Here is a 26,967-nt window from a genome sequence, read left to right on the forward strand (position 1 = left end):
TCGGCCTGGGCCTGTCCGCGGCACTGGGGGTTCCCCGGTGCGCGCGGCTGCCCGCCGCGCCCCTCTGTCCGACCCCTTCCAGCTCGGCGTCGCCTCGGGCGAGCCCACGCATGACGGCGTGGTGCTCTGGACCCGCCTGGCCATGGACCCGATCGCGCTCGACGGCCTCGGCGGCATGCCGGGCCGGGCGGTCCCCGTCCAGTGGCAACTCGCCCAAGACGAAAATTTCCGACATGTCGTACGCCGCGGCACGGAGCTCGCCCGCCGCGACGAGGCCCACAGCGTGCACGTCGAGCTCGACGGGCTCGACCCAGGTGCCGAGTACTTCTACCGCTTCAAGGCCGAGGGCGAGCTCAGCCCCGCCGGCCGCACCCTCACCGCGCCCGCCCCCGGCACCCGGAGCAGGCCGCTGAACCTGTCGTTCACCTCCTGCGCCGACTACCAGTCCGGCTGGTTCACCCCGTACCGCAGGATGGCCGAGGACCAGCCCGACCTGATCGCCTTCCTCGGCGACTACATCTACGAGTACGGCGACTACAAGTACCCCGTACGCGACCAGGCCGGCGGCGAGTGCCTGGACCTGGCCGGATACCGCGTGCGCCACGCCCAGCACAAGGCCGACCCCGAGTCGCAGCTCGCCCACGCCATCGCCCCCTGGGTCGTGGTCTGGGACGACCACGACATCGAGAACGCCTGGGCCGGCGACGTGCCCGAGCAGCCCGACCCGCCGTTCCTCAAGCGCCGCGCCGAGGCGTTCCAGGCGTACTACGAGAACATGCCGCTGCGCCGCGCCCAGAAGCCGGACGGCGCGGCGCTCAGGCTCTACCGCAGCATCCGCTGGGGCACGGTCGCCAACCTGCACCTGCTCGACACCCGCCAGTACCGCGACCTGTACGCCTGCACCGGCAGGAGCGGCACCGTCGGCCCCGACTGCGTGCAGCGCTTCGAGCCCAACCGCACCATGCTCGGCCGGGAGCAGGAGGCCTGGCTGGACGACCGGCTCAAGCGTTCGCGCGCCACCTGGGACCTGCTCGGCCAGCAGGTCTTCTTCATGGAGATGGACTGGACCAACGGCGAGGGCAAGGGCTACTCCAACGAGGGCTGGGACGGCTACGTCGCCTCCCGCGACCGCCTGACCGCCGCCATCGACACCTACCGGCGCAACGCGGTCGTGCTCACCGGCGACGTGCACTCCCACTGGGCCGGCGAGGTCAAGCGCGACCACCGCGACCCCGGGTCGAGGTCCGTGGCCGTCGAGCTGGTCACCACCTCGGTCACCAGCGCGGGCAACGGCCTGGACGAGTACCCGAACACGCAGGTCCTGCTGGAGGAGAACCCGCACGTGAAGTTCTTCAACGGCCGCCGCGGCTACGTGCGGACCAGGATCACCGACCGCGAGATGAAGGTCGACTTCCGCTCGTTGTCCCGCGTCACCGAGCCCCACGCCGCCGCCTACACCTCCGGCTCGTTCGTCATCGAGCCGGGCAGCCCCACGCTGAACCCCGCCTGACAGGAACCCCTGTGGGCCATGGGCGCCGTCCCGCTGATCCTCCAGGCCTCCCCGGCGCGGGCCCCCGCCCCGGCCTGGACGAGCGACCTGCGCTAGATCTCCACCGGCCCGCCGCTGCGCCAGTAGACGTTGCCCTCCCGCGAGAGCAGGTCCTCGTCCACGAGGTAGCGGCGCAGCGCCGCGTAGTCGTCGTGGAAGGCCCGCAGCGCCACGTTCACGTCCTTCTCCGCATACCGCACGCCGGGCTCGAAGACCCGCGCGATGTACCGCAGCACGACGAGCCGCTTGTCGCGCTTCATCGCCATCGTGGTCAGCCGCCCGTCCACCAGGAACGTGCGCAGGACCCGCTCCTCGGGGCTGAGCACCTGCGGGGGCTCGGCGTGCGCCCGCAGCAGGTCGCGGAAGCGCTCAGGCGTGGCCCGCCACGCCCCGCTCTCGTCGCGGGCTGCCAGGCCGCCGTTCTCCAGCTTCCGCAGCGCCTTGGGGGACAGCTCGCCGGTGGCGCCGAGCACGAGGGAGGCGAAGGTCCGCAACGTGTCGTCCTGGTAGAGCAGGCCCAGAACGCGTCTGATCTCTTCGTCGTTCACTCGTACCATTTTGACCCATGATCGCAGCATTGATGCTGGCGGCCACGGTCGCCATCCCGAACAACTTCCTCCTGTACGAGAGGGAAGCCGCGAAGAAGGACGACAACCCGGAGACGAGCTGGTCGGCCAGCGGCAAGCGGACCGCTCCGCTGGTCGTGAACCCGTGCCAGCAGGCCAAGCTCGGCCGGACCGGGCGCACGCAGGCCAGGACGCTGACGTACACCGCCGTGCCCGACTACTCCAAGTCGGAGCAGGTCGTGCTCTACTCCTCGCCCGCCGCCGCCGGGAAGGCGCTGCGGGACCTGGAGGCCGCCGTACGCGCCTGCGGCCGCTCCGGTTACCGCTACTCCGCCGCCGCGATCGCCCTGGGCGACAAGGGGCTGATGGTGACCGGGCAGGCCTACCAGGGCGGGAAGCCGGCCGTCGGCGGCGAGCGGGCCGTCGTCACCCGCCGCGCGAACGCCCTGATCCTCTACACCGTCGGGGGCGAGTGGGGGAAGCCCGCCAAGGCCGACTTCAAGCGTCAGACCAGCGACACCAAGCGCATGCTCGCCAAGATCTGCTCCCTCGCCGACTGCTGAACGCAAGGAATGTCTCGATCTTGGGACATTGTCATGACACGACCCCGACGTTTTCCGCAGGAAACTGAATCGACAGGCCTGTGCCGGGACGCCCTTGCCAGTCCGTTCCGGCACACGGCTTGTCGTTTTTCTACAGCCTGTTCAGCCCCTGCACGTGCAGGACGGCCCGGCCCTCCTCGTCGGAGGCGGCCAGATCCACCTGGGCGTCGATGCCCCAGTCGCCGTCGCCGGCCGGATCCTTGATCGTCTGCCGCACCTTCCACAGGCCGCTCTCCTCCTCGATCCGCAGCAGCGCGGGCCCGCGCGCGTCGGCGTCGGTGAAGATCTCCTCGTGGTCGGCGTAGTACGCGTCGAGCGCCGCACCCCAGTCGACGTCCGGAGCCAGCTCCTCCAGCTCGTCCTCCTTCTCGATCGCGCACAGCTCCACCAGCCGGAACATCGCGTTGCGCACCAGCACGCGGAAGGCCCGCACGTTCGCGGTGACCGGGCGCACCTTGACGTCGAGCTGCTCCTGCTGCTCCAGCGCCGCCTCCGGGTTGGTGAGCTTCTCCCACTCGTCGATCAGCGAGGAGTCGACCTGGCGGACCAGCTCGCCCAGCCACTCGATGAGGTCGACCAGGTCGTCGGTCTTGAGATGCTCGGGCACCGTACGCGACAGCGTGCGGTAGGCGTCGGCCAGGTAGCGCAGCACCGTGCCCTCCGACCTGGCCAGCTCGTAGAACTGGATGTACTCGCTGAACGTCATCGCCCGCTCGTACATGTCGCGCACCACCGACTTCGGGCTGACCGTGTAGTCGCCCACCCACGGGTGCCCGCGCCGGTAGGTCTCGTACGCCCCCAGCAGCAGGTCCTCCAGCGGCATCGGGTACATGACCTCGGCGAGCTGCTCCATGCGCTCCTCGTACTCGACGCCGTCGGCCTTCATCTGCGCGACGGCCTCGCCTCTGGCCTTCTTGAGCTGGGCGGACAGGATCTGGCGCGGGTCGTCGAGGATGGACTCCACGATCGAGACCATGTCGAGCGCGTAGGACGGCGACTCGCGGTCGAGCAGGTCGAAGGCGGCCAGCGCGAACGTGGACAGCGCCTGGTTGAGCGCGAAGTCCTCCTGCAGCTCGATCGTCAGCCTGGCCCTGCGGCCCTGCTCGTCCGGCTCGCGGAACTGCTCGACGATGCCGCCCGCCAGCAGCGACCGGTAGATGGCGATGGCCTGGCTGATGTGCCGGCGCTGCCACTTGCGGTCCTCGTGGTTGTCGGTCAGCAGGTGCTTCATCGCCTGGAAGCAGTCGCCCGGGCGGTTGATCACCGCCAGCAGCATGGCGTTGCTGACCTTGAACCGGGAGTTCAGCGGCTCGGGCTCGGCCTCCTGGAGCTTGGTGAAGGTGTCCTCGCTCCAGCCGACGAAGCCCTCCGGCGGCTTCTTGCGGGCGTAGCCGCGGCGCCGCTTGGGGTCGTCGCCGATCTTCGCGAGGGCCTTGGCGTTCTCGATGTCGTGCTCGGGGGCCTGGCAGGCGACGTAGCCGATGGTGTCGAAGCCCGCGCGGCCCGCCCGGCCCGCGATCTGGTGGAACTCGCGGGCCCGCAGCCGCCGCACCTTGTTGCCGTCGTACTTCGACAGCGCCGTGAACAGCACCGTGCGGATCGGCACGTTGACGCCGACGCCCAGCGTGTCGGTGCCGCAGATGACCTTCAGCAGGCCCGCCTGGGCCAGCCGCTCCACCAGGCGGCGGTACTTCGGCAGCATGCCCGCGTGGTGCACGCCGATGCCGTGGCGGACCAGCCGCGACAGCGCCCGCCCGAACCGCGTGGTGAACCGGAACCCGCCGATCATGGCGGCGATGGCCTCCTTCTCGGCCTTGGTCGCCATGTTGATCGACATCAGCGCCTGGGCCCGCTCCATCGCCGCCGCCTGCGTGAAGTGCACGACGTAGACCGGCGCCTGGCCGGTGGAGAGCATCTCCTCCAGCGTCTCGTGCAGCGGGGTCATCCGGTAGGAGTACACCAGCGGCACCGGCCGCTCGGCGTGCTTGACCACGGCGGTCTCCCGGCCGGTGCGCCTGGTCAGGTCGTTCTTGAACATCGTGACGTCGCCGAGCGTGGCCGACATCAGGATGAACTGCACGTTCGGCAGCTCCAGCAGCGGCACCTGCCACGCCCAGCCGCGGTCGGGCTCGGCGTAGAAGTGGAACTCGTCCATGACGACCTGGCCGATGTCGGCCGCCGCGCCGTCGCGCAGCGCCACGTTGGCCAGGATCTCGGCCGTGCAGCAGATGATCGGCGCGCCGGGGTTGACGCTGGCGTCGCCGGTCATCATGCCCACGTTCTCCGTGCCGAAGACGGCGCACAGGTCGAAGAACTTCTCCGACACCAGCGCCTTGATCGGGGCGGTGTAGAACGTGCGCACGTCGCGGGTCAGCGCCGCGAAGTGGGCGCCCGCCGCCACCAGCGACTTGCCCGAGCCGGTGGGGGTGGCCAGGATCAGGTTGTTGCCGGAGACCACCTCGATGAGGGCCTCCTCCTGGGCGGGATAGAGGGTGAGCCCTCGTTCGGCGTTCCAGGCGACGAACGCGTCGAAGATGGCGTCGGGATCGGCGTCGATCTCTTCGGGCAGGCGGTCAACGAGTAGGCTCACACCCCTATCCTGCCGAAGTTTGCCGGGTGGTCGAACCGGGGGCGGCCAACTCGGTCAAGACCATCGGCCCGCGGCGGGTGCCGGACGCCGCCCGCGGGCCCGCTACCGCAGGTCGAGCTGCATCAGCACCGTGTCGATCCAGCGGCCGTGCTTGAAGCCGACCGACCTCAGCCGCCCCACGGTCTCGAAGCCGAACTTCTCGTGCAGCCGGGCCGACGACGGGTCCCCCGAGTCGGCGATCACCGCGACGAGCCGGCGCGCCTCGGTCCGGCCCGCCGCCGCCACCAGCTCGCCCAGCAGCAGCCGCCCGAGCCCGCGCCCGGTACGCCCCGGCGCCAGGTAGATCGAGTCCTCCAGCGTGTGCCGGTAGGCGGGCTTGGGCCGGTACTGGGAGACGTAGGCGTACCCCGCGACCTCCCCGTCCACCTCCGCGACCAGGAACGGCAGCCCCGCCCCCGTGACGCCGCCGGCCTTGGCGCGCCAGTCGTCCGCCGTGGGCGGCGTCTCGTCGAACGTGGCCACCGTGGTGGTCACGTAGTGGGCGTAGATGGCGGCGATCGCGGGGAGGTCGGATTCGGTCAGGGCACGCACCTTGGTCATGACGACATTCTGCTCACGGCCGGATGACGGGCGTGTTTCCGGGTGCTCACGGGACCTCCCACTCCAGGATCCCGGCGGAGAAGCCGGGCTGGAGGCGGGCGACGAGCCGCAGGCTCCGGGTGGTCACCGGGGAGAACGTGACCCGGTTCACCGTGTCGCGGGCCACGCCGTAGCCGGAGGGCGAGGCGACCGGGCGCCACTGGTCGCCGTCGAGCCAGCGCAGCTCCCAGGAGGCGGGCACGCGGCAACGGCCGATGCCCGTGTCGTCGAACCAGTAGACGCCGCAGCCGGTCAGCGGCCTGGGCTCGCGGTAGTCGTACTGGACCCACTCCTCGGTGCCCAGGTGGGCCCACCAGGTGAAGCGGGGGATGCCGTGATCGGCGGAGCTGCTGGGCCACCTGCCGTCGTACAGGGCGAGGAAGGAGCCCTCCGCGTGCGAGGCGGTCGCCTCGAAGGCGGGCAGCGTCCACGCGTGCGCGCCAGGCCCGCGCCCGGCGACGGGGAACGAGGTGATGCGCAGGCGGGCGGCGCCCATCGGGATCAGCCTGACCTCCTCCCGCGGGCCGTCGGTGCGGGCCGGGCTGTCCTGCAGCTCGCGCACGACGCCCTGCGGGTCCGCCTGCCAGTTGCCGAGCTTCCTGGCTCCGGCGCGCAGCTCCAGCGGGGCGGTCGCGGGCGTGAACGGGTTGGCGGGCAGCGGGCCGCGGCGGCGCACCAGGCGCGGGTTCCGGTCGTCGAGCGCGTAGTTCCAGGCCGTCTCGGGGAAGACCTCGTACTCGGGAAAGGTGTCCGTGCCGCCGGTGCGCCGCCAGCTCTCGCCGATGGCCAGGGAGAAGGTCAGCGGGCCGTGGTCCACCGAGACGGAGCCGTGGTTGCGCGTCCAGGTGCGCAGCGCGGTGCGCATCGGCAGCGTGAGCTCGACCCGGTCGCCGTCGCGCCACTCGCGCTCCACGACCACGTACCCGCCGCCGTCGGTGGCGACGGGCCGCCCGCGCCCGGCCACGCGCAGCTCCGGGCTCCGGCACCAGCCAGGGACGCGCAGGTAGAGGGGGAAGGCGACGGGGCGCGCGGTGGAGACGGTCAGCCTGATCGTCTCCTCGAACGGGTAGTCGGTGCGCTGGTCGATCGTCACCTCGTGGCCGCCGGCGACGCGGGCGGTGACGGTGGAGGCGGCGTACATGGAGGCGGCCAGGCCGCGGTCGTGCGTGGCCAGCCAGAGCTCCTCGGCGTAGTACGGCCAGCCCATGCCGTAGTTGTGCGGGCAGCAGCGGTAGTTGTGCACGCCCGGCAGGTACGCCTCCATGGCGAAGCCGTTCTGGAACTGCCCGTACAGCTTGGCCGTGCGGTCGAGCCGGACGCTGTTGGCGCTGGTGATGTAGTGGATCGACCGCTGCTCGGGGTCGAAGGCGGCGGGCATCGAGTTGAACGCCAGCTCCTCGCACCGGTCGGCCCACACCGGGTCGCCGGTGAAGCGGGTCAGCATCTCGAAGCTGTGCATGAACTCGACGATGCCGCACGTCTCGAAGCCCTGCCGGGGGTCGTCGAAGCCGTCCCTGGTGTTCTCGTCGCCGGCGAACCCGCCTCCGGCGAACTGCCCGAACTGTCCCATGACGGTGTCGTAGTTGCGGTACGTGGCCAGGGCGAGGGCGGGATCGCCGGCGAGCAGGCCGTACTGGAGGGGCTCGCGGAAACCCTGCGCGATGTTGACGTTGTGCCGCGTCGGCAGGCCGCTGACGTAGTCGGCCGAGCCGGAGTGCATCGTGCGTACCAGGTCGAGCAGCCAGGGCTCGCCGGTGCGGTTGTAGAGCCAGTAGACGCTGTCGATGTTGTCGCCCCAGCGGAAGGCGCCCCAGCTCCGGTTGAACACCTCGGGCGGCTGGCTCGCCTGGAGCCGGAAGTATCCGGTCATGAAGGGCAGGACGCGGTCGTCGCCGGAGTACTCGTACCAGGAGCGGAAGGCCGACAGCAGCGGCATGCCCGGCCAGAAGTCCGGGCCGCCCTCCAGCGAGGTGCGCAGCCGCGCGGGGCCGAACCAGCCGTCGGGCTGCTGGGTGGCGACGATGCCCGTCAGCCACCGCTCGGTCTTGGCCAGGGCCGCCGCGTCACCCGTCACGTACGCGAGATCGCCGTAGCCGCGCAGCCAGTACGGCAGCTCCTCCCAGGCTCCCCTGTCCGGGTGCACCCAGCCGCAGGTGTCGTACACCAGGAAGTCGGAAATCTCGTCATAACGCCCGCAGAGCCCGTCGAGCTGTAACCGAAGCTGGTGCGCCAGCCACCCCCGCGCCTTCACGGCGCCCGGCGGCAGCTTGAGGAACGGGGTGGGGGACAGGGGCGCCCGGTTCGGCGTGTAGAGCCCGCCGCCGGTGGCCGCGGCGGGCCGCTTCACGAACCGGACCCGGGTGCCGTCCGGCTCCGCCTGCGCCTGTGCCTCCGCCTGTGCCTCCGCCTGTGCCACGCCGGTGCCTCCCGCCGCCAGCGCCGCCGCCGTGGCCAGGAATGTGCGTCGCCCGATCTGTTCCATGGTGCCTCCCGCGCCTCACCGAACCGCTCGATCGCAGGAAAACCCGGAAAAACGATCTAGTCAAGACCGAATCGATCTGATTCAGTCAGAATATGTCCGCCAGGAGCGACCGACTGTGTTCGGACCCGATCGCTAGACGCGGGTCCTGGGCGCCGTCAGCAGCAGCCCGCCGAGCAGCGCGAGCACCGCCAGGAACGGCCCGCCCCCCGGCGCGAACCCGCCGACCGTCAGCGTCAGCACGCCGCCGCCGACCAGCCCGGCCGCCGCGAGCATGCCGCCCCACCCCGCCGTCCCGTACGGCAGCGACGGCGGCGTCTCGAACCGGGCGAACCCCTTCAGCAGCGGCCACATGACCAGGCACAGCAACCCGAACCAGACCGGCCAGCCGGCGAACCACAGGATGCTGCCCGGCCGCGGCGTGTCCACGCCCAGCAGCACCACGACCACCCCGGTCACCGCGAACAGGGCCGGCATGTGCCACAGGTACATGGTCATGATCCGCGGCCCCGCCCAGTCCAGCAGGCGGCGCGTGGGCAGCCGCACCAGGGCGGGGCGCAGCCACACGGCCAGGCCGACCTGGCCCAGGCCGACGGCGAGCATGGCCAGCGTGGGCGGGGCCATGTTCGACACCTCGGCGCCCGGCAGGCCGATCATGCTGCCCGGGTAGGGGCCGTACGTCACCAGCAGCGCCGCCGCGCCGAACCCGCCCAGCGCCAGGGCCCAGGCCGCCCGCAGCCTGCCCTCGGCGTAGAAGAAGCCGAGCTGGTGCACGGCCATCCAGACGAACACCACGTTCAGGTAGCCCACGGCGTCCAGGCCGGACGAGAACCTGGCCACGTCCGTCAGCACCGCGGCCGCCGCCAGCGCCACGGGGACCCGCCAGCCGTACCGCTCGTGCAGGCGCAGCGCGTACGGGGTGGCCGTGACGGCGATCAGGTACACGGCCAGGAACCACAGCAGCTGGCCCGTCAGTTTCGCCCCCACCTCCAGCGGCTGCGCCGGCACGCCCAGGGAGAGCAGGATGTGCGGCAGCGGGATCCACACCGCGGCCAGCGGCAGCAGCGGCCAGGCCAGCCGCCGCAGCCGCACGGCCAGCCACGACGGCGCCGGCACGGCGGCCCGCGAGCCGGCCGAGCGGAGGTAGCCGATCGCGTTGGCCGCGCCGCCCGCGAAGAACACCAGCGGCATCACCTGGCTGAGCCACGTCACCACCCACACGCCGGGCGTCGACAGCGCGTTGCCCGTCGTCAGCCGGTCGCCGTCGTAGTCGAGCACCGGGATCGTCCAGTGCTGGAACACGATGAGCGCCATGCCCACGACCCGCAGCAGGTCGATGAACGGATCGCGCGCGGCCGCCACGCGGGCGCGCGGCGCGGCGACGGGACGGTCCAGCAGGACGGTCATGGGGAGCCTCGATTCAGGGGGAGCGGACGCACTCAAGGCTTCCGCCGGAGGCCCCGCGGCACATTGCCGCGAGCCACCGTCCTGGGGTCGCGGTCCCACGACCGGTCACGGTAGGGCTGGCCCTACCCCCGCACACCGGCGCACCTGCTCGTGCCCGCCGCCGAGGGGTTCTACGGTTGAGGCCATGCGCTCCCTGACGAGGCGGGTCCTCCTTGACACCCGATACACGCTGGTCGGCTTCCCCACGACGCTGATCGGCTTCGTGCTCATGGTCGCGGGCTTCTCCGCCGGGGTCGGCACCGCGGTGGTGTGGATCGGCGTGCCGCTGCTGGCGGGCACGCTCATGATCGCGCGGGGTTTCGCCGACGCGGAGCGCGGCTGGCTTTCCGACGTGCTGCGGCGGCCGCCCGTACGGCCCCGCTACAAGCCCGTCCCGCAGGGCGCCGGCCGGTTCCGCCGGCTGGTCAACCCGCTGACGAGCGGCCAGTCCTGGCTCGACCTGCTGCACGGCGTCATCAATCTGCCGTTCGCGATCATCGGGTTCGTGCTCACCGTCGTCTTCTGGGCGATCCCGCTGGCCGGCCTGACCTACCCGCTGTACGGCCTCGTCACCTCGAACATCCCCGGCAACACCGAGCTGCCCGAGCTGCTCGGCCTGGGCGACGGCTACCTCGTCAACTCCGTCTTCTACGTCGCGCTCGGCCTGGTCTTCACCCTGATCCTGCCGTTCGCCGTCCGCGGCGCCGCGCTGGTGCGGGCCGGGCTCGGCCGGGCGCTGCTGACCGGCGTGGCCGAGCTGCAGGAGCGCATCGACGACCTGGCCGAGGGCCGTGCCGCCGCCGTCTCCGCCGAGGCCAACGCGCTGCGCAAGCTGGAGCGCGACATCCACGACGGGCCGCAGCAGCGGCTGGTCTCGCTGGCCATGGAGCTGTCCAGGGCGCAGCGGCAGCTGGCGAAGGACCCGGAGGCGGCGCAGGCCACGCTCAAGTCCGCGATCAGCGCCACCCGCGAGACGCTCGACGAGCTGCGTGCGCTCTCGCGCGGCATCGCCCCGCCCATCCTGTCCGACCGCGGCCTCGCGCCCGCCCTGGCCGCCCTGGCGGGCCGCTGCACCGTCCCCGTCGACCTGGACGTGCAGACCGTCGAGCGCTACCAGGTGGCCGTGGAGAACGCGATCTACTTCGTCTGCGCCGAGACCCTCACCAACGTGGCCAAACACAGCCGCGCCACCATCTGCACCGTCCAGCTCACCCGGGTCGGCAACGTCCTGATGCTCACGATCGGGGATGATGGGGTCGGCGGCGCACACGTCGCCAAGGGACACGGGCTCGCCGGGCTGGCCGACCGGCTCCGCGCAGTCGACGGGGAGCTGACCGTGCAGTCGCCCGACGGCGGGCCCACATTGATCGTGGCGGAGGTGCCGTGCGGGTAGTCGTGGCCGATGACGCGGTTCTGATCAGGGAGGGCCTGGTCAGATTGCTCGAGGAGTTCGGCTGCGAGGTGGTGGCGACCGTCGGCGACGGCGACGCCCTCGTGGAGGCGATCGCCGAGCACAAGCCGGACGTGTCGGTGGTGGACGTGCGCATGCCGCCGTCCTTCACCGACGAGGGGCTCAGGGCCGCCGTGGAGGCCAGGCGCAGGGTGCCGGGGGCGCCCGTGCTCATCCTCTCCCAGTACGTCGAGGTCTCCTACGCCGACGACCTGCTCGCCGACGCCAGGGGCGCGGTGGGGTACCTGCTGAAGGACCGGGTCGTCGACGTGGACGAGTTCCTGGAGGGCCTGCGGCGGGTGGCCGCGGGCGGCACGGTGTTCGACCCGCAGGTGGTGTCCCAGTTGATGGTGCGCAGGCGCAAGGACGACCCGCTCGCACAGCTCACGCCGCGCGAGCGCGAGGTGCTGGGGCTGATGGCCGAAGGGAAGTCCAATCCGGCCATCGGTCGGCAGCTCGTGATCAGTGACGGAGCCGTGGAGAAGCACATCAGGAGCATCTTCAACAAGCTCGGCCTCTACGCGGAGGACAGCGACCAGCATCGCCGGGTGCTCGCCGTGCTGACCTACCTGCGTTCCTGATCATTGGGGGTTCCGACCCCTCGGCCTGGCCCGCCGTCGAGCGGGGCGGCTCTCCGCTCGCCGGTCCCTCCTGGCCAGTGAGGGGTCGCTGGCCGGTCCGCGCGGCACTCCGCGCGGACCTGGCCGCTCGGGTTTAGCCGAGCGCGTCGACCAGCTTCTTGCGCTGCTGGGCGCCCAGGCCACCGAGGCGGCGCTTCTCGTCGACGCCCGCCTCCTCCATCAGCGCGGTGGCCTTGGCCGGCCCGACGCCCTTGACGGCGCGCAGGGCCTGGGACACCTTGATCTTCTTGGCGATGTCGTCATCGCGCTCCAGCAGCTGAGCGAACGTCAGCTCGCCCGCCTTGACCTTGGCCAGCAGGGCCGTGCGGGCGGCACGGGCCTCGGCGGCCTTGGCCAGAGCGGCTTGACGCTGCTCGGGGGTGAGAGTGGGAAGTGCCATCTCTGTCTCTCCTAGGGGAGTTAACGTTCGGGTCCTGTTACCCGTGGTGCAGTGGCTAATCATGGCGGATACCAGCGGTTCGTGTTGCGGAAAGCGCCCGCTCAGCGTGCACCCCACACCGATGCGGCCGCTTCGGCGCACGCCACGTCCTGCGTGATCGTGCCTCCGCTGACCCCTACACCGCCGACCACGCGTTCTCCCTCACCGTAGCCGGACCAGAGCGGAACGCCACCCCCGAAGCACACGAAACCCGCACCCATCAGGCCCGCCAGCTCGCCTCCCGGAGCGGTCAGCTCGGGCAGCTCGGAGGTGGGCCTGCGCAGGGCGACCGAGGTGTACGCCTTGCCCTGCGCGAGGACCGGCCCGGAGATCTCCGCACCCTCCATACGCTGGAAAGACACCAGAATCCCTGCCTCGTCCACGACCGCGACGGAAACCGCCGCGCCCTCCCGGAACGCCTGCTTCAGAGCCGCTTCCGTCATGCGGAGCGCGAGTTCGAGATTCACGCCGTCTTCCCTCGGTTCGTGATGGTGCAGCGCCTTGGACCCTTCCATCCGTACAGTCCTCCGGGGGGCCCCGCAAGATCACGTATGTGACCTCGGAGGAGAGGTGTTATGGCGCACTTTCCCCGTCCAGGGTGGAATGCGTCACACTTTGCCGGTCGGGCGTGTCGCGAGCCTGGTCAGGGTGGTTTTTGCGCCAGGCTTCAAGACCCTCGGGCGTGAGGAAGGCGTCGAAGACCGACTCCATGGCGCCCAGGAGCGTGCCCCGCCAGCCGAGCGCCGACCCCTCGATCCTGGGCGGGTGGTCGCGGCGGATCGCCATCAGGCCCGGCTCGCAGGCCGCCAGCAGGGCCTCACCGGCCCGCTCGCGCAGCTCCACGCCGTGCCCGGACAGGGTCACCACCTCGGGGTCGTGCGCGTTGACGAGGGCCGCCACGCCGCGTCCCAGGGCCCTGGCGGTCGCGAGGACCGCCTCCTCGCTCGTGGCCAGCACCCGCTCGGCCTGCTCCCTGCCCCTGCCGCCGCCGTAGGCGAGGCCGACGTGGCGCAGCAGGGCATTCGCGCCGACGTCCATGCCCCAGCAGCCGACGGCGCCGCACGGGCAGCGGCGCTCGCTCCCGCCGATGCGCATGTGGCCGAACTCGGCGCCGGCGCCGCTCGCCCCGGGGACCGCGTGGCCGTCCAGGACCAGCACGCCGCCCAGATCGAAGTCCACGTGCAGGTGGAGGCCGACCCGCACGCCGCGCAGCCTGCCCCTGCGGGCCTCCGCCAGCGCGGCCAGGACCGTGTCGTTGCCGACGGACAGCGGGGTCCCGAGGCCGCCCAGCAGGGCGGGGACGTCGACCGAGCGCCAGCCCAGGTGGGCGATGTCCACCAGGCCGCCGTGGCGGATCGGCCCGGCGAGTGCCACCCCGGCGCCGGCCACGCGGGGCCCGAGCCTGCGGACGTGCTCGGCGATGGTCGCGCCCAGCGGCCCGAGCGTGCCCTCCGGGGTCCCGTCGTGGGGCCGTACGGCGAGCACCGTGACGCGCCCGCCCAGCTCGCACGCCGCCAGCTCCCAGGCGTCCTCGCGCACGTCCACGGCCAGCGCGACGGGCCCGCGCGGATGCGGGCCGGGCACCTGGGTCGGGCGGCCGCGCGTGTGGCCGGGGGCCGGCTCCTCCAGCAGCAACTCGTCCTCGGCCAGCCCCGCGACGAGCACGGAGGCCGTGCCCCTGGCCAGGCCGAGGTCGCGGGTGAGCTGGGACCTGGTGCGGGTGGCCCCGCAGTCATGCACGGCGCGCAGCAGCCTGACCCGGTTGTGCGCGCGAAGCTCCCCGCTGGTTGTGGCTCCGTTCACGGTTCACAGTTTATGCTCTAGCCGTGAACAAAATCCCCATTGAGGCAAAACGCGCTCGTGTCGGTGTTTTCGGATTCTTCTTCCTCGCCGGATTCGTCATGGGGCTGTGGGCGGCCGGCCTGCCGTCGCTGAACGACCGCCTCGAACTCGGCCCCGCCAGGCTCGGCAGCGTCCTGCTGCTGATCTCGGGCGGCGCGCTGGTGTCGATGCTGGTGGCGGGGCCGCTGGTGGACCGGTGGACCAGCCGGCGGGTGTGCTGGTTCGCCGGGCCGTTCTCCGGGGTGGTGCTGCTCGGGCCCGCGCTGGCGCCGTCGTACTGGTCGCTGGCGGTGCTGGCGGTGGTGTTCGGGATCGGGCTGGGGGTGACCGAGGTCGCCATGAACGCCCACTCCGTCGAGGTCGAGCGGCGCTACGGGCGGCCGATCATCTCGGCCTTCCACGGCGTCTGGAGCCTCGGCGGGGCGGCCGGGGGCGGGCTCACCTCGCTCGCGCTGCAGAACGAGGTGAACGCGCAGCTTCTGCTGATCGTGGCGGCCGTCGTGGTGCCGTTCCTGTACCTGCCGGCGGCGTACCTGCTGATGCCGGACCCGCCCGCGGCCGCGTCCCTCTCTGCCGAGCCCTCGGCGGACGGGTCCTCGCTGCGGTGGGGGCTGATCGCGCTGCTGGGGCTGGCGGCTTTCGCGGGGCATCTGAGCGAGGGGGCGGCCATCGACTGGGCCGCGCTGCACGCGCGCTGGGTGCTGGAGACCGATCCGGCCATGGCGCCGCTGGCTTACACGATCTTCTCCGTGGCCATGACGACCTTCCGGCTGCTGGGGGACCCGATCAGGGGGCGGCTCGGCTCCGTGCGCACGATCCAGCTCGCCGGCGTCTTCGCCACTCTGGGGTACGTCCTGGTGCTCGGGTCGCCGTACGTGGGGGAGTCGCTGCGGGTGGTGTGCGCGTGGACCGGGTGGGCGCTGGCCGGGGTGGGGCTGGCGACCGTCGTGCCGGTGCTGTTCAGCGCCGTGGGGGCCGCGGGTGGGCGGGTCGGGCGGGCGCTGGCCATGGTGACGGCGTTCGGGTACAGCGGGCTGCTGCTGGGGCCCGCGGTGCTCGGGTTCGTGGCCGAACATGCGTCGCTGCAGGTCGCGCTCGTCATCCCGGCGGTGCTGGCCGCCGTGGTCACGCTCACGGGCTCGCCCGCCATCCGCTCCCTGCTCCGGCTGTCCGCCGCTCCGGCCGTCGTTCTCTCCGCGGCTCGTCCCGGGGATGAGCCCGTCCCGGACGGGGAGGCCCAGCCCGCGCGCGACTGAGCCGGCGTGGCTGTGCTTGGCCGGGGTCGGGTGTGTCGGGAATTTGTGTGCATGGGCGCTGACCTGGTGTTATGTGATCGTGACTTGACCCGCAAGTTACACCCAGGTTTCATGTCCCCAATCCGTAAACGTTTACAGCCGCCGTGCCGTAAACGTTTACACCACCTTGGAAGGACAGCCTTGGCCGACGGACCCACGATCAACACGATCGCCGAGCGCGCGGGCGTCTCGATTGCCTCCGTCTCGCGGGTGCTGAACGGCCTGCCGACCAGGCAGGAGACCGTACGCAAGGTGATGGCCGCCGCCGACGAGCTGGGCTACGTGCGCAACGCCGTGGCCAGGTCGCTCAAGTCGCGCCGCACCCACCAGGTCGCCTTCGCCATGGCCGACGTCGGCAACCCCGCCTACCTGGCCATGCTGCGCGAGATCCAGCCCGTGCTGAAGGCCGCCGGCTACCGGCTCGTGCTGCACTCGACCGACGCCGTCGTGGCGGACGAGATCGACGTTCTGCACAGCCTGGGCGAACGGTACGTGGACGGGCTGATCATGAGCCCCCTGCGCGTCACCGAGGCGCACCTTCAGATGCTGGCCACGGCCAGGGCGCCCGTCGTGATCATCGGCTCGGTGCCCGAGGGCACACGGGTGGACAACGTACGCGCCGACTCGCGCACCGGCGTGCGGCTGGCGATCGACCACCTGTACGCGCTCGGCCGCCGCCGCATCGCGATGATCAACGGCCCGCTCGACACCGTCCCCGGCGCCGCCCGCGGGGCCGCGTACCGGGAGGCGCTCGGCGACCTCGGCCTGCCGTACGACGAGAACCTCGTGCAGATCGGCGACTTCTACCGCCCGGAAGGGGCGCGTGCCGTGGCCGCGCTGCTCGACCGGGTCCCCGACGTGGACGCGCTGATGTGCGCCAACGACCTGATCGCCCTCGGCGCCCTCGACGTGCTGCGCGCGGCCGGCAAGCGGGTGCCCGAGGACGTCGCGGTGGTCGGCATGGACGACACCGACCTGGCCGCGGCCTCGTGGCCGTCACTGACCAGCGTCTCGCTCGGCTCGGCCGAGCGCGGCAAGGCCGCCGCCGAGCTGCTGCTGGAACGGCTGCGGGGCGTGGACGGCGAGCCCAGGGTGGTCACCGTGCCCCCGCGCCTGTCCGTACGCGCCTCCACCGCGGGCCCCGGCTACGACACGGCGGGTCCCGGCCACGACAGAGAGGAGGGCGGACGGTGACGGCGACCGTGACGCGACCGGCGCCGCCGCGCGGCCCGCGGGCCAGGCGCCGCGGGATCTCCCGCCAGACGCGCGAGATGTGGGTGCTGATGCTGCCGGCCCTGGTGCCGGTGCTGCTGTTCAGCGTGGGCCCGCTGCTGTACGGCATCGGCCTGGCGTTCACCGACGCCCGCAACACCCGCGTCCACCAGACCGAGTTCGTCGGCCTGGAGAACTTCTCCCGCCTGCTGACCGACGACGAGTTCTGGTCGTCGTTCCAGATCGGCGCCATCTGGGCCGTCTCCGTGACGGTGCTGCAGTTCCTGGCCGCGCTCGGCCTGGCGCTGCTGCTGAACGAGAAGCTGCGCTTCAGCGGCCTGGCCAGGGTGCTGTCGGTGGTGCCGTGGGCGATGCCGCCGGTGGTCATCGGCCTGATGTGGAAGCTCGTCTACCACCCCGACGCGGGCGTGCTGAACGACCTGCTCGGCACCGACGTCAACTGGCTGGCCGACTTCTCGCTCGCGCTGCCCGCGATCATCGTGGTCGGCATCTGGGCGGGCATGCCGCAGACCACGGTCGTCCTGCTGGCCGGCCTGCAGAACATCCCCAAGGAGCTGTACGAGGCCGGCGAGATGGACGGCGCCGGCACCTGGCGGCGCTTCTGGAACATCACGCTGCCGCAGCTCCGGCCCGTGATCGTGGCGATCACCTCGCTCGACTTCGTGTGGAACATCAACCAGTTCGGCCTGGTGTACGTGCTCACGCAGGGCGGCCCCGGCGGCCGCACGCGGTTGCCGATGTTGTTCGCCTACGAGGAGGCGTTCAGGTACCGCATGGCCGGTTACGCCTCGATGCTCGGCCTCGCCATGGCGATCGTCGTGCTCGCGGTGCTCGGGCTGTACCTGTGGCGGCAGATGAGGGAGGCCAAGTGAGACGCGCGTCGCAGTACGTCGCGCTGGTGGCGTACGTCGTCTTCCTGGCGTTCCCGCTGCTGTGGCTGCTGTCCACGGCGCTGAAGACGCCGCAGGAGATGGCGCTGACCGAGCCGACGTGGATCCCGCGCGAGCCGACGCTGGCCAACTTCGGCGACGCGTTCGGCGAGCAGGACCTGGTCGGCGCGTCGCTGCGGAGCCTGGTCGTGGCGCTGTTCGCGAGCGTGATCACGGTGCTGATCTCGCTGCCCGCCGCCTATGCCATGGCGCGCTACCGCAGCCTGATCAACAAGATCGCGATCGGGTGGGTGCTGGTCAGCCAGGTCTTCCCGTTCATCCTGATCATCATCCCGCTCTTCATGATCCTGCGGGACCTGGACCTGATCAACACGCTCCCTGGGCTGGTCGTGGTGCACGTGACGTTCACGCTGCCGTTCGCGCTGTGGATGTTGCAGGGGTACGTGCGCGCGGTGCCGCGCGAGCTGGAGGAGGCGGCGGCGGTGGACGGCGCGAGCCGGCTGCGCTCGATCGCGAGCGTGGTGGCCCCGCTGCTCGCGCCCGGCGTGGTGGCCACGCTGCTGTTCTCGTTCATCTCGTCGTGGAACGAGTTCATGTTCGCGCTCGTGATCCTGCAGGACCCCGACGTCATGACGCTCCCGCTCACGCTGGTCCGGTTCACCGGTCCCGAGGGGGTGGCCAGGCTCGGCCCGCTGGCCGCGGCGTCGCTCATGGCGACGATCCCGAGCCTGATCTTCTTCGCAATCATTCAGCGGCGACTGAAGTCCGGCCTGATGGCCGGCGCCGTCAAGGGCTAGGAGGCTCATATGCGAATCACGTCCGCTCTGGCGGCCGCGGCGGTTCTCACGCTCGCCGCCGCGTGCGGCGGGGGAGGCGGCGGCAGCGAGTCGTCGTCGTCCCCCAACGAGCCGGTGAAGATCGATTTCCTCAGCCTGGCGTGGCAGAAGGAGTCCGTCGCCGCGAACAAGCAGCTCGTGGACGAGTGGAACAAGGCCAACCCCGGCATCCAGGTCACCTACGTCCAGGGGAGCTGGGACAACGTCAACGACCAGCTCGTCACCCAGTTCGCCGGGGGCACCGCGCCCGACGTCATCCACAACGACTCGCCCGCCCTGTCCGGCTTCGCCTCCGACGGCTACCTGCTCGACCTGAAGGACAAGCTGCCCGCCGACCTCAAGAGCGACATCCCGCAGCCCGCCTGGGACACCGTCACCTTCGGCGACGGCAAGGGCGGCCAGGGCGTGTACGGCGTGCCGTTCCTCCAGGAGTCGCAGGTCATCATCGCCAACAAGAAGCTCCTGGACGAGTCCGGGGTCCGCATCCCCACCGCGAACGAGCCGTGGACCTGGGACGAGTTCTCCGAGGCCGCGAAGAAGATGACCAAGGGCGAGTCGTACGGCGTGGCCTGGGCCATGAAGTCGCCCGTCAACAAGACCCTCAATCTGGCGCTCAACTTCGGCGGCACCTTCTTCCAGACCGGCGCCGACGGCAAGACCACCGTCAAGGTCGGCCAGGAGGAGCGCGAGGTGCTCCAGCGCATCCACGACCAGCTCCACAAGGACAAGTCCGCCGACCCGGACGCCCTCGGCCAGGGCACCGCCGACCCGCTGCCCGCGTTCTACAAGGGCAAGTTCGCGATGCTGCCCGCCGGCGTCTACCTGCGCCAGCAGGTCGTCGAGCAGGCACCCGACGGGTTCGAGTGGGTCACGCTGCCCGCGCCCAAGGGCACGAGCGCCGAGCAGGGCGCCGTCTCGCAGACCCTGTCGATCGCGCAGGAGAGCGAGCACCCGGACGAGGCCATGAAGTTCATCTCGTTCTTCCTGAACGGGACCAACCAGGCCAAGCTCGCCAAGGGTGACTGGCTCCTGCCCACCTCCCAGAAGGCCGCCGCCGACCCGGCCATGACCACCGAGGAGAACGGCTGGGACGTGGCCACGGCCTCCGCCAAGAACCTCGTGGTGGCGCCGTTCCTGAAGGTGAACGGGTTCGACGAGTGGAAGAGCAAGGTGGCCACTCCGGCCCTGCAGGAGTACTTCGCGAATAAGATCACCATCGACCAGGTGGCGGCGAAGCTGGTCGAGGACGGGAACAAGGTGTTGGAGCGTTACCAGCGGTGATCGACGTGCGCGAGAGGGCCCGGGGGTGCCTGCTCGGTCTGGCGGCCGGCGACGCCCTCGGCGCCCCGGCCGAGAACCTCACGCCGCAGGAGATCCGGCGGCGGTGGGGGCGGCTCACCGAGATCGAGGGCGGCGGGACCGATGACACGGAGTACGCCATCTTCGCCGCCTCCCTCCTCGTCCGCCACGGTCACGGGCTCACCCCGGCGGACGTGGCGGCCGCCTACCGTTCGGAGATCATCCCCCGGGTGACGGGCCCCATGCGCGGCGCCGGCTTCTCCGAACTCGGCACCATCGAAGCCCTCCGCCGCGGCCTCGAGCCCCCGCTGACGGGCCTGACCCACTCGCACGGCTGGTCGGACGGTCTCGCCATGCGCGCCGCCCCGTACGGCATCTTCTGCCCCGGGGACCCGGCGGAAGCGGCCCGGCTGGTGGAGCAGGACGGGCTGGTCAGCGGGTCGGGCGAGGGCATCCTCGGCGGCCGCGCGGTCGCCGGGGCGGTCGCGGCGGCCATGGGCGGCGCCTCACCCCGCGAGGTGGTGCTCGCCGCCCTGTCGGTCATCCCGGCCGACTCGTGGACGGCGCGCAACGTGATCCGCGCCTGCGAGGCCCTGGGCTGGTCCCCGGCCACCACGGCGAGCAGCGGCCCGGCGCCCTCCGGCGGCGCGCGTTCCGGCGCGGAGGCTGCGTCCGGCGGGCCGCGCTCTGGCGCGACGCTCGGTGCTGTGCCTTCCGGCGCCGGTGCGGCGGGTGGTGGGTCGGTGGAGTCCGGCGCAACGCGTGCGGTGTCCGGCCCGGTCGTGGGCGGCTCGGTGCAAGAGGCGGAGGTTGTGGAAGCGCTGCACCGGGCCGTGGTGGTCAAGCACTACCCGTGGACCGACGTCGCGCCGGAAGCGGTCGCTCTTGCCATGGCCGCGTTCCTGGCCGGGGACGGTGATGTCGAGGCGGCCGTGACGTTCGGGGTGAGCCTGGGCAGGGACGCCGACACGATCGGCGCGATCGCCGGCGCCATCGCCGGGGCGAGCCAGGGCGAGCGGGGCGTACCGGAACGCTGGGCCGCCAGGATCGGCCCCGTGACGGGCAAGTGCCTGCCCGTCGTGGCCGGAAGACACGTGCTGGACGTCGCCGACGAACTGGCGGAAGGACTGTAGATCACCATGTCGGGGGACAGAATCAGGGGGGCCTTCATCGGCCTCGCCATCGGTGACGCCGTGGGCTGGCCGGCGGCCAGGCACCGCGCGGCCCTGCACGCGCCGTGGAGCCGCCGCCTGCACCGCGAGCTGGACGCGTTCGCCGAGGAGCACCACGTCACCACGCTCCCGGTGCCGTTCGCGCTGAACCAGCCCACCGCCCCGCTCCGGGTGGGCCCGTCCGACGACGCCGAGTGGCTGGCGTGGACGCTGCTGACGATCGACCGCCCGCGCGCCGAGGCGTTCAGAGCCCTCACCGCCGACGATGACAGCGACGGCGGCGCAGGCATCGGGCGGGTCGGCGGCGCAGGCGGGAGCGCGGGCACCGGTGCGGGTGGCGGTGGCGGCCGGAGGGTCAGGGCGCGGATCTCCGTGGCGACCGCGCTCGACAACCTGGCCAAGGGCGTCGAGCCGCCTGCCTCCGGCCACGACAACCCGCACCACTTCGACGACGCCGCCGCCATCCGGGCCGTCGCGTACGGGGTCCTGGGGAGGGACCCGACGCAGGACGCCCAGGTGACGAACGCCGGCGACGGCGTGCTGGCCGCCCGGGCCATGGCCGCCGCGATCGAGGAGGCCGTGGCGTCGGGCGAGCCGCGCAGGGCGGTGGAGGCGGCGCTGGCCGTCCTGCCCGCGGGCACCGCCATCGGCCACAACGCCCGCCTGGCCCTGGAGGTCGCCAGGAAGGCGGGTGACCCGTTCGGCGCGATCCCCGTGCTGGACGCCGCGCTGCTCGACCACGTCTACAGCTACGGCGTGGGCGCCGCGCAGACCGTCCCGGTGGCGCTGGCGCTGGCCGAGGCCGCCGCGGGCGAGCTGACCAGGGCCGTCCCGGCGGCGGCCTGCCTGGCCCCGCTGGCCGACTCGGCGCCCGCGCTCACCGGAGCGCTCGCCGGGGCGTGCGGCGGGTACGAGGCGGTCCCGGAGGGGTGGACCGCCTCGGCCCGCACGCTGGCCGGCTGCTGCCTGCCTGACCTGGCGGGCCGTGATCTGATCGAACTACTGGAGGGAATCGCATGACGCCGCTTGAAGACAGAGCCACTGGCTGCGTGGCGGGGGCGGCGGTCGGTGACGCGCTGGGCGGCGCCACCGAGGGCTGGACTCCCGAGCAGATCGTGGAGCGGTACGGGGGCCGCGTCGAGGGCATCGTGCCGCCGTTCAACGAGGACTGGCGCAACGCCCGCCCCATCGCCCCGTACCACAAGGGCGACGGCCACATCACCGACGACACGCTGATGACGCATGCCCTGATCCGCGTGTACGAGAAGACCGGCGGCCACCTGGACGCGTACGCCATGGCCGAGCACCTGGTGCCCGAGCTGATGGGCGAGCGGCGCTGGATCCCCGAGCTGGAGGCCGAGGCGCTGCCGTTGCAGCGCATCTTCCTGGCCGAGAAGTGGATCGTGGCCCGGCTGCACTACGGGCACGCCGACCCCCGTGAGGCCGGTGTCGGCAACATCGTGAACTGCGGCGCCGCCATGTACGTGGCCCCCGTCGGCATCGTGAACGCCGCCGACCCCGACGCCGCCTACGCCGAGGCCATCGAGCTGACCGGGGCCCACCAGTCCAGCTACGGCCGCGAGGCCGCCGGCGTGATGGCCGCCGCCGTGGCCGAGGCCATGCGGCCGGGCGCCACCGCCGACTCCGTGGTGGCCGCCTGCCTGCGCCTGGCCAAGGACGGCACGAGGGCCGCCATCGAGGCCGTCTGCGAGGCCGCCACCGGGCTGGGGCACTGGGACGGCTCGTTCGAGGCGCTCCGCGCCGCGGTGCGGCCGTACGACACCGTCGCCGACACCTACCGCGACCAGGGGCTGGGCGCGCGCAGGCCGAGCCGGGTGCACAGCATCGAGGAGCTGCCGCTGGCGCTCGGGTTCCTGGTGATCGCCAAGGGCGACTTCCGCGACACCGTGCTGGGCGGGGTGAACTACGGGCGCGACGCCGACTCGATCGCCTCCATGGGCGGGGCCATCGCGGGTGCGCTCGGCGGGCTGGCGTCCGTTCCGCAGGAGTGGGTGGAGCGGGTGGGGGCGGCCAGCCGTACGGACCTGGTGGCTCCCGGGCTGGCCGTCGCGGAGGTGGCGCGCCGCGTGCACGCCGACGACGTGGCGCGGCGCCGCGCGCACGAGTCCGCCTTCGCCGAGCTCGCGCACGAGCACGAGCAAGCGCACGAGCGCGCATGATCAGGCTCACCTGGGTCCAGCCGGAGGACCTCGTCGGGCACGAGCTGCGCCAGGCCGGCGAGGACGGGCGCGACGTGCGGAAGATCGCGGCCCGCTGGCACGCGGCCGGCGGGCACGACGCGCCGCCGCGCGCGGGCGCCTCGGAGCCGGGCGCGGCGCGGCTGCGCGGGCTGGCGGAGGAGCTGCTGGACGAGCTGGCAGCCGTCCCGTCCCCGCTGCCCGAGCCGTCCGACCTGCCGGGCATCATCGCCGCCTGCCCCCGCTGGCCGGGGCCGCGCGGGCACGCGGACGTCCGCGAAGGCGAGCGGCGGGCCGGCGGCGGGCACGGCGCGGCACGGCGGGCCGAGGTGGATCCGGCGCGGGTGCTCGGCGCGTGGCTCGGCCGGGCGGCCGGGTGCGTGCTGGGCAAGCCCGTGGAGAAGATCCCCAGGCAGGGCATCAGGGAGATCGCCGAGGCGACCGGCAACTGGCCGATCCGCGGCTGGTTCACCGCCGAGGGCCTGCCGGACGACGTGGCCCGCCGCTGGCCGTGGAACCGCCGCAGCGCCGTCAACTCCCTGGCGGAGAACATCGACGGCGTCCCCGAGGACGACGACCTCAACTACCCGCTGCTCGCCCTGTCCCTGCTGGAGCGCCACGGCCGCGGCTTCACCACCGAGGACGTGGCCAGGCTCTGGCTGGACGAGCTGCCCGCGGGCCGGACGTTCACCGCCGAGCGCGTCGCGTACCGCAACCTCCTGGACGGCGTCGAGCCCCCGGCCACGGCCACCTACCGCAACCCGTTCAGGGAGTGGATCGGCGCGCTGATCAGGGCGGACGTCTACGGCTGGGTGAACCCGGGCGACCCGGCGGCGGCGGCCGAGCACGCCTGGCGCGACGCCCGGCTCACGCACACCGCGAACGGGATCTACGGGGCGATGTTCGCGGCCGCGATGTGCGCCGCCTCGATGGTGGCGGCCTCCGCGGAGGAGGTGGTGCGGGCGGGGCTGTCCGTGGTGCCGGAGGGGTCGCGGCTGCACGAGGCCGTACGCCTGGCCGCCGCGGACGCCACACGCGAGGACGACTTCGAACGCGTCGTCGACCGCCTCCACGAGCGCCACGGAGCCCTCCACTGGGTGCACACGATCAACAACGCGGCCCTGGTGGCGGCCACGCTGATCCACGGCAGGGGCGACTTCACCGCCACGATCGCCGGAGCGGTCGCCGGCGGCTGGGACACCGACTCCGCAGGAGCGACGGCCGGCGCCGTGGCGGGCGCGCTGAACGGCGGCGTGCCGGAGCGGTGGCGCATGCGTGACAGCCTGGCCAGCAGCCTGACAGGGTTCGACGGGGTGGGTCTTGCCGAGCTGGCCGCCCGGACTAGGGAGATGATGACGTCATGATCTCGGTTTTCGGCAGCGCCAACATGGACCTCGTCGCGTACGTCTCGAAAGCCCCGAAGCTGGGTGAGACGGTTACCGGTCACCGGTTCCGTACCATCCCGGGTGGGAAGGGCGCCAACCAGGCGATCGCCGCCGCGCGGGCGGGCGGCGAGGTGGCGTTCCTGGGGGCGGTGGGCGACGACGGGTTCGGGGCGGAGATGCGCTCCACGCTGGCGGAGGCCGGGGTCGACGTGCACGGCCTGCGCCAGGTGCCCGGGCCCAGCGGCATCGCGCACATCGTGGTGGACGACGACGGCGGCAACTCGATCATCGTCGTCCCCGGCGCGAACGGCACCATCACCGGCCCCTCGGGCGAGGACCTGGCCGCGATCGCCGGGGCCAGCGCGCTGCTGCTCCAGCTCGAACTGCCCATGCCGGCGGTGGTGGCGGCGGCACAGGCCGGCAACGTGGCCGGCGTGCCGGTCTTCCTCACCCCGGCCCCCGCCCAGCCGCTGCCGGCGGAGCTGCTGGAGGCGGTGACGACCATCGTGCCGAACGAGCACGAGGCCGCGGCCATCACCGGCGTCCAGGGGGTGGAGGGGGCCCTGGAGGCGCTGCTGGAGCTGGTGGAGGAGGCCGTGATCACGCTGGGCTCCGACGGGGCGCTGTACGGGTCGCGGTCGGGGGAGCGGCTGCGGGTGCCCGCCGTGAAGGTGGACGCGGTGGACACGACGGCGGCCGGTGACACGTTCGTGGGGGCGCTGGCCGTGGCGCGCGCCGAGCGGATGCCCGTGACCGCCGCGCTGCACTTCGCCTCCACGGCGGCGGCGCTGTCGGTGCAGCGGGAGGGCGCCAGCACCTCGATGCCGACCCGCCGCGAGATCGAGAACGCCCTCGGCTGACCGCCCCTCTAGTCGTGCAGCCAGCCGAGCCTGACCGGGGTGCCGGGCCGGGAGCCGGCGAGCAGGCCGGGCAGGAGGCCGGCCAGGCCGGGCGGGAAGACGCGCTCCCGGGTCGCCGCCAGCTCGCCGGCCCCCCACCAGCGGTTGCCCAGCTTCCACACCTCCCGCTCGTAGTCCTCGAGAGCGGCGGGAACCATGGTCGCGGCCGCGACGCGGGCGAAGAAGTAGGTGTGCACCGAGTAGAAGTGGCGGCCCTCGTTGGACCACGCGCCCTCGTTCGTGGCCACGGGATCGCCGAGTTCGGCCGGGTCCAGCACGTGACCGGTCTCCTCGAGCGCCTCACGCACCGCGGCCTGCGCCACGGTCTCGCCCGGCTCGATGCCGCCGCCGGGCAGGAACCAGGCCGGCTCCTTCGGCCACGGCTCGGGCGGGACGAACCGCAACAGCAGCACCCGATCGTCCGGATCGGCCAGGATGACGCGGGCGGTCGGGCGCTGCGTGCGGTAGATCACCCTCGGGACCCTAGCAAGGCGGTTCGGGCGATGCCGTCAGGGCAGGTGAGGGGCTATGAGCGAGACATCCGATGAGCTGCCGGAAGCCGTGGGCGGGGTGAGCGGGGAGAGCGACGTGGTCGCCGAGCGCTCGGGCTCCGGCACTCCGAGGTCGCGCCGCCCGGTGCCCGCCGACCTGCCGGAGGAGCAGGACGAGCCGGAGCCGGAGGAGGAGCCCGGCGACGAGGACGACGAGATCCGCCCGGACGTGGGGCCCACCGGCTGAGACCCGCCGCGGGAGAGCGGGCGCCGGGACAGCGGGTGCCGGGACGGCGGCGCCGCGGGTCGGGTGCTCAGGGGTGCCGCCGGTGGAGCAGGGCGAGCGTCTGCTCCAGCTCCGTACGCAGCACCTCCTCGGCCGCGCCGCCATCGCCCCGCCGGATGGCCGCCACCAGCCCGGCATGCGTGTCATGCCCGGTGTTGGGATCCCGCTCGCGCAGGCCCAGCATCTCCACCAGGTCGATCAGCCGCTCCCGCAGCGCGGGCGCGAACTCGGCGAACAGGTCCGACAGCACCGGGTTGCGCGCCGCCGCCACGACCGCCGCGTGCAGCGCGATGTCGGCGTCCACGAAGGCCGCGTCGTCACCGCCCGCCGCCCGCTCGCGCCCCGCCAGCGCCGACTCCAGTGCCGCGACGTCCTCCTCGGTACGCCGCTCCGCCGCCAGCCGTGCCGCCTGGGTCTCGACGATCATACGGACCTCGTACACGTCGGTGATGGCGGCCCGCCGCAGCCGGGCCGGCCAGTCCTCGGCCGGTTCGGTCGCGATCACGAACACCCCCGACCCCTGCCGGGCCTGCACCAGCCCCGCCCCCGCCAGCGCCCGCAGCGCCTCCCGCACCGTCGAGCGCCCCACCCCCAGGGTCTTGGCCAGCGCGTTCTCGCCGGGCAGGCGGGTGCCCACCGGCCACTCGCCCTGAGTGATCTGCTCGCGCAGGTGCTCGGTGGCCTGCTCGACGAGGGGGCTGGGGCGGAGCGAGCCGAGCGGCATGATGGTGAAACCTCTCAGGTTGTCTGAGGACCTGTGT

At 72.4% G+C, this 26,967-nt stretch carries 25 protein-coding genes; 15 read left to right on the top strand and 10 right to left on the bottom strand.

From position 1 onward, the window contains the following. Positions 1 to 37: 37 nt before the first annotated feature. Positions 38 to 1,510, top strand: coding sequence for an alkaline phosphatase D family protein (locus HD593_RS17185; protein WP_185103113.1), 1,473 nt, complete (start codon positions 38 to 40; stop codon positions 1,508 to 1,510). A 92-nt stretch (positions 1,511 to 1,602) separates the two neighbouring features. Here HD593_RS17185 and HD593_RS17190 read toward each other — a convergent pair whose 3' ends face one another. Next, positions 1,603 to 2,097 (bottom strand): DUF2087 domain-containing protein, encoded by a 495-nt coding sequence (locus HD593_RS17190; RefSeq protein WP_185103114.1) that lies wholly within the window; start codon positions 2,095 to 2,097, stop codon positions 1,603 to 1,605. Positions 2,098 to 2,114: 17 nt separating this feature from the next. Between HD593_RS17190 and HD593_RS17195 the strand changes: the two genes are divergently transcribed. Beyond that, positions 2,115 to 2,678, top strand: coding sequence for a hypothetical protein (locus tag HD593_RS17195; protein ID WP_185103115.1), 564 nt, complete (start codon positions 2,115 to 2,117; stop codon positions 2,676 to 2,678). Between the two features lie 130 nt (positions 2,679 to 2,808). On the opposite strand, the gene HD593_RS17200 is transcribed toward HD593_RS17195, so the two are convergent. From HD593_RS17200 to HD593_RS17215, 4 genes are all read right to left on the bottom strand, one after another. Then, a complete protein-coding gene (locus HD593_RS17200; protein WP_185103116.1) occupies positions 2,809 to 5,307 on the bottom strand; it encodes a DEAD/DEAH box helicase in 2,499 nt (832 codons plus the stop codon). 102 nt (positions 5,308 to 5,409) lie between these two features. Continuing rightward, a complete protein-coding gene (locus HD593_RS17205) occupies positions 5,410 to 5,907 on the bottom strand; it encodes a GNAT family N-acetyltransferase (RefSeq protein WP_185103117.1) in 498 nt (165 codons plus the stop codon). Positions 5,908 to 5,953: 46 nt separating this feature from the next. After that, a complete protein-coding gene (locus HD593_RS17210; protein WP_185103118.1) occupies positions 5,954 to 8,428 on the bottom strand; it encodes a beta-L-arabinofuranosidase domain-containing protein in 2,475 nt (824 codons plus the stop codon). A gap of 132 nt (positions 8,429 to 8,560) precedes the next feature. Then, the gene (locus tag HD593_RS17215; RefSeq protein ID WP_185103119.1) at positions 8,561 to 9,832 is read right to left on the bottom strand and encodes an acyltransferase family protein; all 1,272 of its coding nucleotides are present in this window, start codon (positions 9,830 to 9,832) and stop codon (positions 8,561 to 8,563) included. Between the two features lie 184 nt (positions 9,833 to 10,016). On the opposite strand from HD593_RS17215, the gene HD593_RS17220 reads away from it, so the two are divergent. Next, complete coding sequence (locus HD593_RS17220; RefSeq protein ID WP_185103120.1) at positions 10,017 to 11,264, top strand: sensor histidine kinase; 1,248 nt, start codon at positions 10,017 to 10,019, stop codon at positions 11,262 to 11,264. Then, positions 11,255 to 11,902, top strand: a complete 648-nt coding sequence (locus HD593_RS17225; RefSeq protein WP_185103121.1) for a response regulator transcription factor — start codon at positions 11,255 to 11,257, stop codon at positions 11,900 to 11,902. Before HD593_RS17220 ends, HD593_RS17225 begins: the two co-directional genes overlap by 10 nt. 133 nt (positions 11,903 to 12,035) lie before the next feature. Here HD593_RS17225 and mihF read toward each other — a convergent pair whose 3' ends face one another. The 3 genes from mihF to HD593_RS17240 form a co-directional block, all read right to left on the bottom strand. Then, on the bottom strand, positions 12,036 to 12,341 hold the full coding sequence (mihF, locus tag HD593_RS17230; RefSeq protein ID WP_043641121.1) for an integration host factor, actinobacterial type: 306 nt from the start codon (positions 12,339 to 12,341) through the stop codon (positions 12,036 to 12,038). A gap of 101 nt (positions 12,342 to 12,442) precedes the next feature. Beyond that, entirely contained in the window at positions 12,443 to 12,895 is a 453-nt protein-coding gene (locus tag HD593_RS17235; RefSeq protein WP_221524801.1) for a GlcG/HbpS family heme-binding protein, read from the bottom strand. Between the two features lie 58 nt (positions 12,896 to 12,953). Then, positions 12,954 to 14,183: an ROK family protein gene (locus HD593_RS17240; RefSeq protein WP_185103122.1), complete on the bottom strand. Its 1,230-nt coding sequence runs from the start codon at positions 14,181 to 14,183 to the stop codon at positions 12,954 to 12,956. Between the two features lie 23 nt (positions 14,184 to 14,206). On the opposite strand from HD593_RS17240, the gene HD593_RS17245 reads away from it, so the two are divergent. The 10 genes from HD593_RS17245 (at position 14,207) to rbsK (ending at position 25,390) form a co-directional block, all read left to right on the top strand. Continuing rightward, on the top strand, positions 14,207 to 15,478 hold the full coding sequence (locus tag HD593_RS17245; RefSeq protein ID WP_312903511.1) for an MFS transporter: 1,272 nt from the start codon (positions 14,207 to 14,209) through the stop codon (positions 15,476 to 15,478). 180 nt (positions 15,479 to 15,658) lie between these two features. Next, the gene (locus tag HD593_RS17250) at positions 15,659 to 16,711 is read left to right on the top strand and encodes a LacI family DNA-binding transcriptional regulator (RefSeq protein WP_185103124.1); all 1,053 of its coding nucleotides are present in this window, start codon (positions 15,659 to 15,661) and stop codon (positions 16,709 to 16,711) included. After that, positions 16,708 to 17,622: a carbohydrate ABC transporter permease gene (locus HD593_RS17255; protein ID WP_312903512.1), complete on the top strand. Its 915-nt coding sequence runs from the start codon at positions 16,708 to 16,710 to the stop codon at positions 17,620 to 17,622. The genes HD593_RS17250 and HD593_RS17255 overlap by 4 nt, the downstream gene beginning before the upstream one ends. Then, the gene (locus HD593_RS17260; protein ID WP_185103125.1) at positions 17,619 to 18,437 is read left to right on the top strand and encodes a carbohydrate ABC transporter permease; all 819 of its coding nucleotides are present in this window, start codon (positions 17,619 to 17,621) and stop codon (positions 18,435 to 18,437) included. Before HD593_RS17255 ends, HD593_RS17260 begins: the two co-directional genes overlap by 4 nt. A gap of 9 nt (positions 18,438 to 18,446) precedes the next feature. Further along, complete coding sequence (locus HD593_RS17265) at positions 18,447 to 19,757, top strand: ABC transporter substrate-binding protein (protein ID WP_185103126.1); 1,311 nt, start codon at positions 18,447 to 18,449, stop codon at positions 19,755 to 19,757. A gap of 5 nt (positions 19,758 to 19,762) precedes the next feature. Then, positions 19,763 to 20,908, top strand: coding sequence for an ADP-ribosylglycohydrolase family protein (locus HD593_RS17270; protein ID WP_312903513.1), 1,146 nt, complete (start codon positions 19,763 to 19,765; stop codon positions 20,906 to 20,908). Between the two features lie 6 nt (positions 20,909 to 20,914). Further along, positions 20,915 to 21,967 carry an ADP-ribosylglycohydrolase family protein gene (locus HD593_RS17275; protein WP_221524802.1) on the top strand — a complete coding sequence of 351 codons (1,053 nt, stop codon included), beginning with the start codon at positions 20,915 to 20,917 and terminating at the stop codon, positions 21,965 to 21,967. After that, the gene (locus HD593_RS17280; protein ID WP_185103127.1) at positions 21,964 to 23,127 is read left to right on the top strand and encodes an ADP-ribosylglycohydrolase family protein; all 1,164 of its coding nucleotides are present in this window, start codon (positions 21,964 to 21,966) and stop codon (positions 23,125 to 23,127) included. The genes HD593_RS17275 and HD593_RS17280 overlap by 4 nt, the downstream gene beginning before the upstream one ends. After that, positions 23,124 to 24,509, top strand: coding sequence for an ADP-ribosylglycohydrolase family protein (locus tag HD593_RS17285; protein WP_185103128.1), 1,386 nt, complete (start codon positions 23,124 to 23,126; stop codon positions 24,507 to 24,509). The genes HD593_RS17280 and HD593_RS17285 overlap by 4 nt, the downstream gene beginning before the upstream one ends. Next, a complete protein-coding gene (rbsK, locus tag HD593_RS17290) occupies positions 24,506 to 25,390 on the top strand; it encodes a ribokinase (RefSeq protein WP_185103129.1) in 885 nt (294 codons plus the stop codon). Before HD593_RS17285 ends, rbsK begins: the two co-directional genes overlap by 4 nt. 8 nt (positions 25,391 to 25,398) lie before the next feature. Here the strand turns inward: rbsK and HD593_RS17295 are convergent, their stop codons facing one another. Further along, positions 25,399 to 25,902, bottom strand: a complete 504-nt coding sequence (locus tag HD593_RS17295) for an NUDIX hydrolase (protein WP_185103130.1) — start codon at positions 25,900 to 25,902, stop codon at positions 25,399 to 25,401. A 55-nt stretch (positions 25,903 to 25,957) separates the two neighbouring features. Here HD593_RS17295 and HD593_RS17300 point away from each other — a divergent pair, with 55 nt between their 5' ends. Further along, complete coding sequence (locus HD593_RS17300) at positions 25,958 to 26,167, top strand: hypothetical protein (protein ID WP_185103131.1); 210 nt, start codon at positions 25,958 to 25,960, stop codon at positions 26,165 to 26,167. A gap of 67 nt (positions 26,168 to 26,234) precedes the next feature. Here the strand turns inward: HD593_RS17300 and HD593_RS17305 are convergent, their stop codons facing one another. Further along, positions 26,235 to 26,930, bottom strand: a complete 696-nt coding sequence (locus tag HD593_RS17305) for a FadR/GntR family transcriptional regulator (protein WP_185103132.1) — start codon at positions 26,928 to 26,930, stop codon at positions 26,235 to 26,237. Positions 26,931 to 26,967: the final 37 nt, after the last annotated feature.

The sequence above is a fragment of the Nonomuraea rubra genome, from assembly GCF_014207985.1.
GTDB lineage: Bacteria > Actinomycetota > Actinomycetes > Streptosporangiales > Streptosporangiaceae > Nonomuraea > Nonomuraea rubra.

Coding starts and splice junctions, on each gene's coding strand:
- rbsK (WP_185103129.1), top strand. CDS start 24,506: ATGATCTCGGTTTTCGGCAGCGCCAACATGGACCTCGTCGCGTACGTC.
- HD593_RS17265 (WP_185103126.1), top strand. CDS start 18,447: ATGCGAATCACGTCCGCTCTGGCGGCCGCGGCGGTTCTCACGCTCGCC.
- HD593_RS17285 (WP_185103128.1), top strand. CDS start 23,124: ATGATCAGGCTCACCTGGGTCCAGCCGGAGGACCTCGTCGGGCACGAG.
- HD593_RS17210 (WP_185103118.1), bottom strand. CDS start 8,428: ATGGAACAGATCGGGCGACGCACATTCCTGGCCACGGCGGCGGCGCTG.
- HD593_RS17195 (WP_185103115.1), top strand. CDS start 2,115: ATGATCGCAGCATTGATGCTGGCGGCCACGGTCGCCATCCCGAACAAC.
- HD593_RS17275 (WP_221524802.1), top strand. CDS start 20,915: ATGTCGGGGGACAGAATCAGGGGGGCCTTCATCGGCCTCGCCATCGGT.
- HD593_RS17220 (WP_185103120.1), top strand. CDS start 10,017: ATGCGCTCCCTGACGAGGCGGGTCCTCCTTGACACCCGATACACGCTG.
- HD593_RS17300 (WP_185103131.1), top strand. CDS start 25,958: ATGAGCGAGACATCCGATGAGCTGCCGGAAGCCGTGGGCGGGGTGAGC.
- HD593_RS17215 (WP_185103119.1), bottom strand. CDS start 9,832: ATGACCGTCCTGCTGGACCGTCCCGTCGCCGCGCCGCGCGCCCGCGTG.
- HD593_RS17305 (WP_185103132.1), bottom strand. CDS start 26,930: ATGCCGCTCGGCTCGCTCCGCCCCAGCCCCCTCGTCGAGCAGGCCACC.
- HD593_RS17235 (WP_221524801.1), bottom strand. CDS start 12,895: ATGGAAGGGTCCAAGGCGCTGCACCATCACGAACCGAGGGAAGACGGC.
- HD593_RS17205 (WP_185103117.1), bottom strand. CDS start 5,907: ATGACCAAGGTGCGTGCCCTGACCGAATCCGACCTCCCCGCGATCGCC.
- HD593_RS17280 (WP_185103127.1), top strand. CDS start 21,964: ATGACGCCGCTTGAAGACAGAGCCACTGGCTGCGTGGCGGGGGCGGCG.
- mihF (WP_043641121.1), bottom strand. CDS start 12,341: ATGGCACTTCCCACTCTCACCCCCGAGCAGCGTCAAGCCGCTCTGGCC.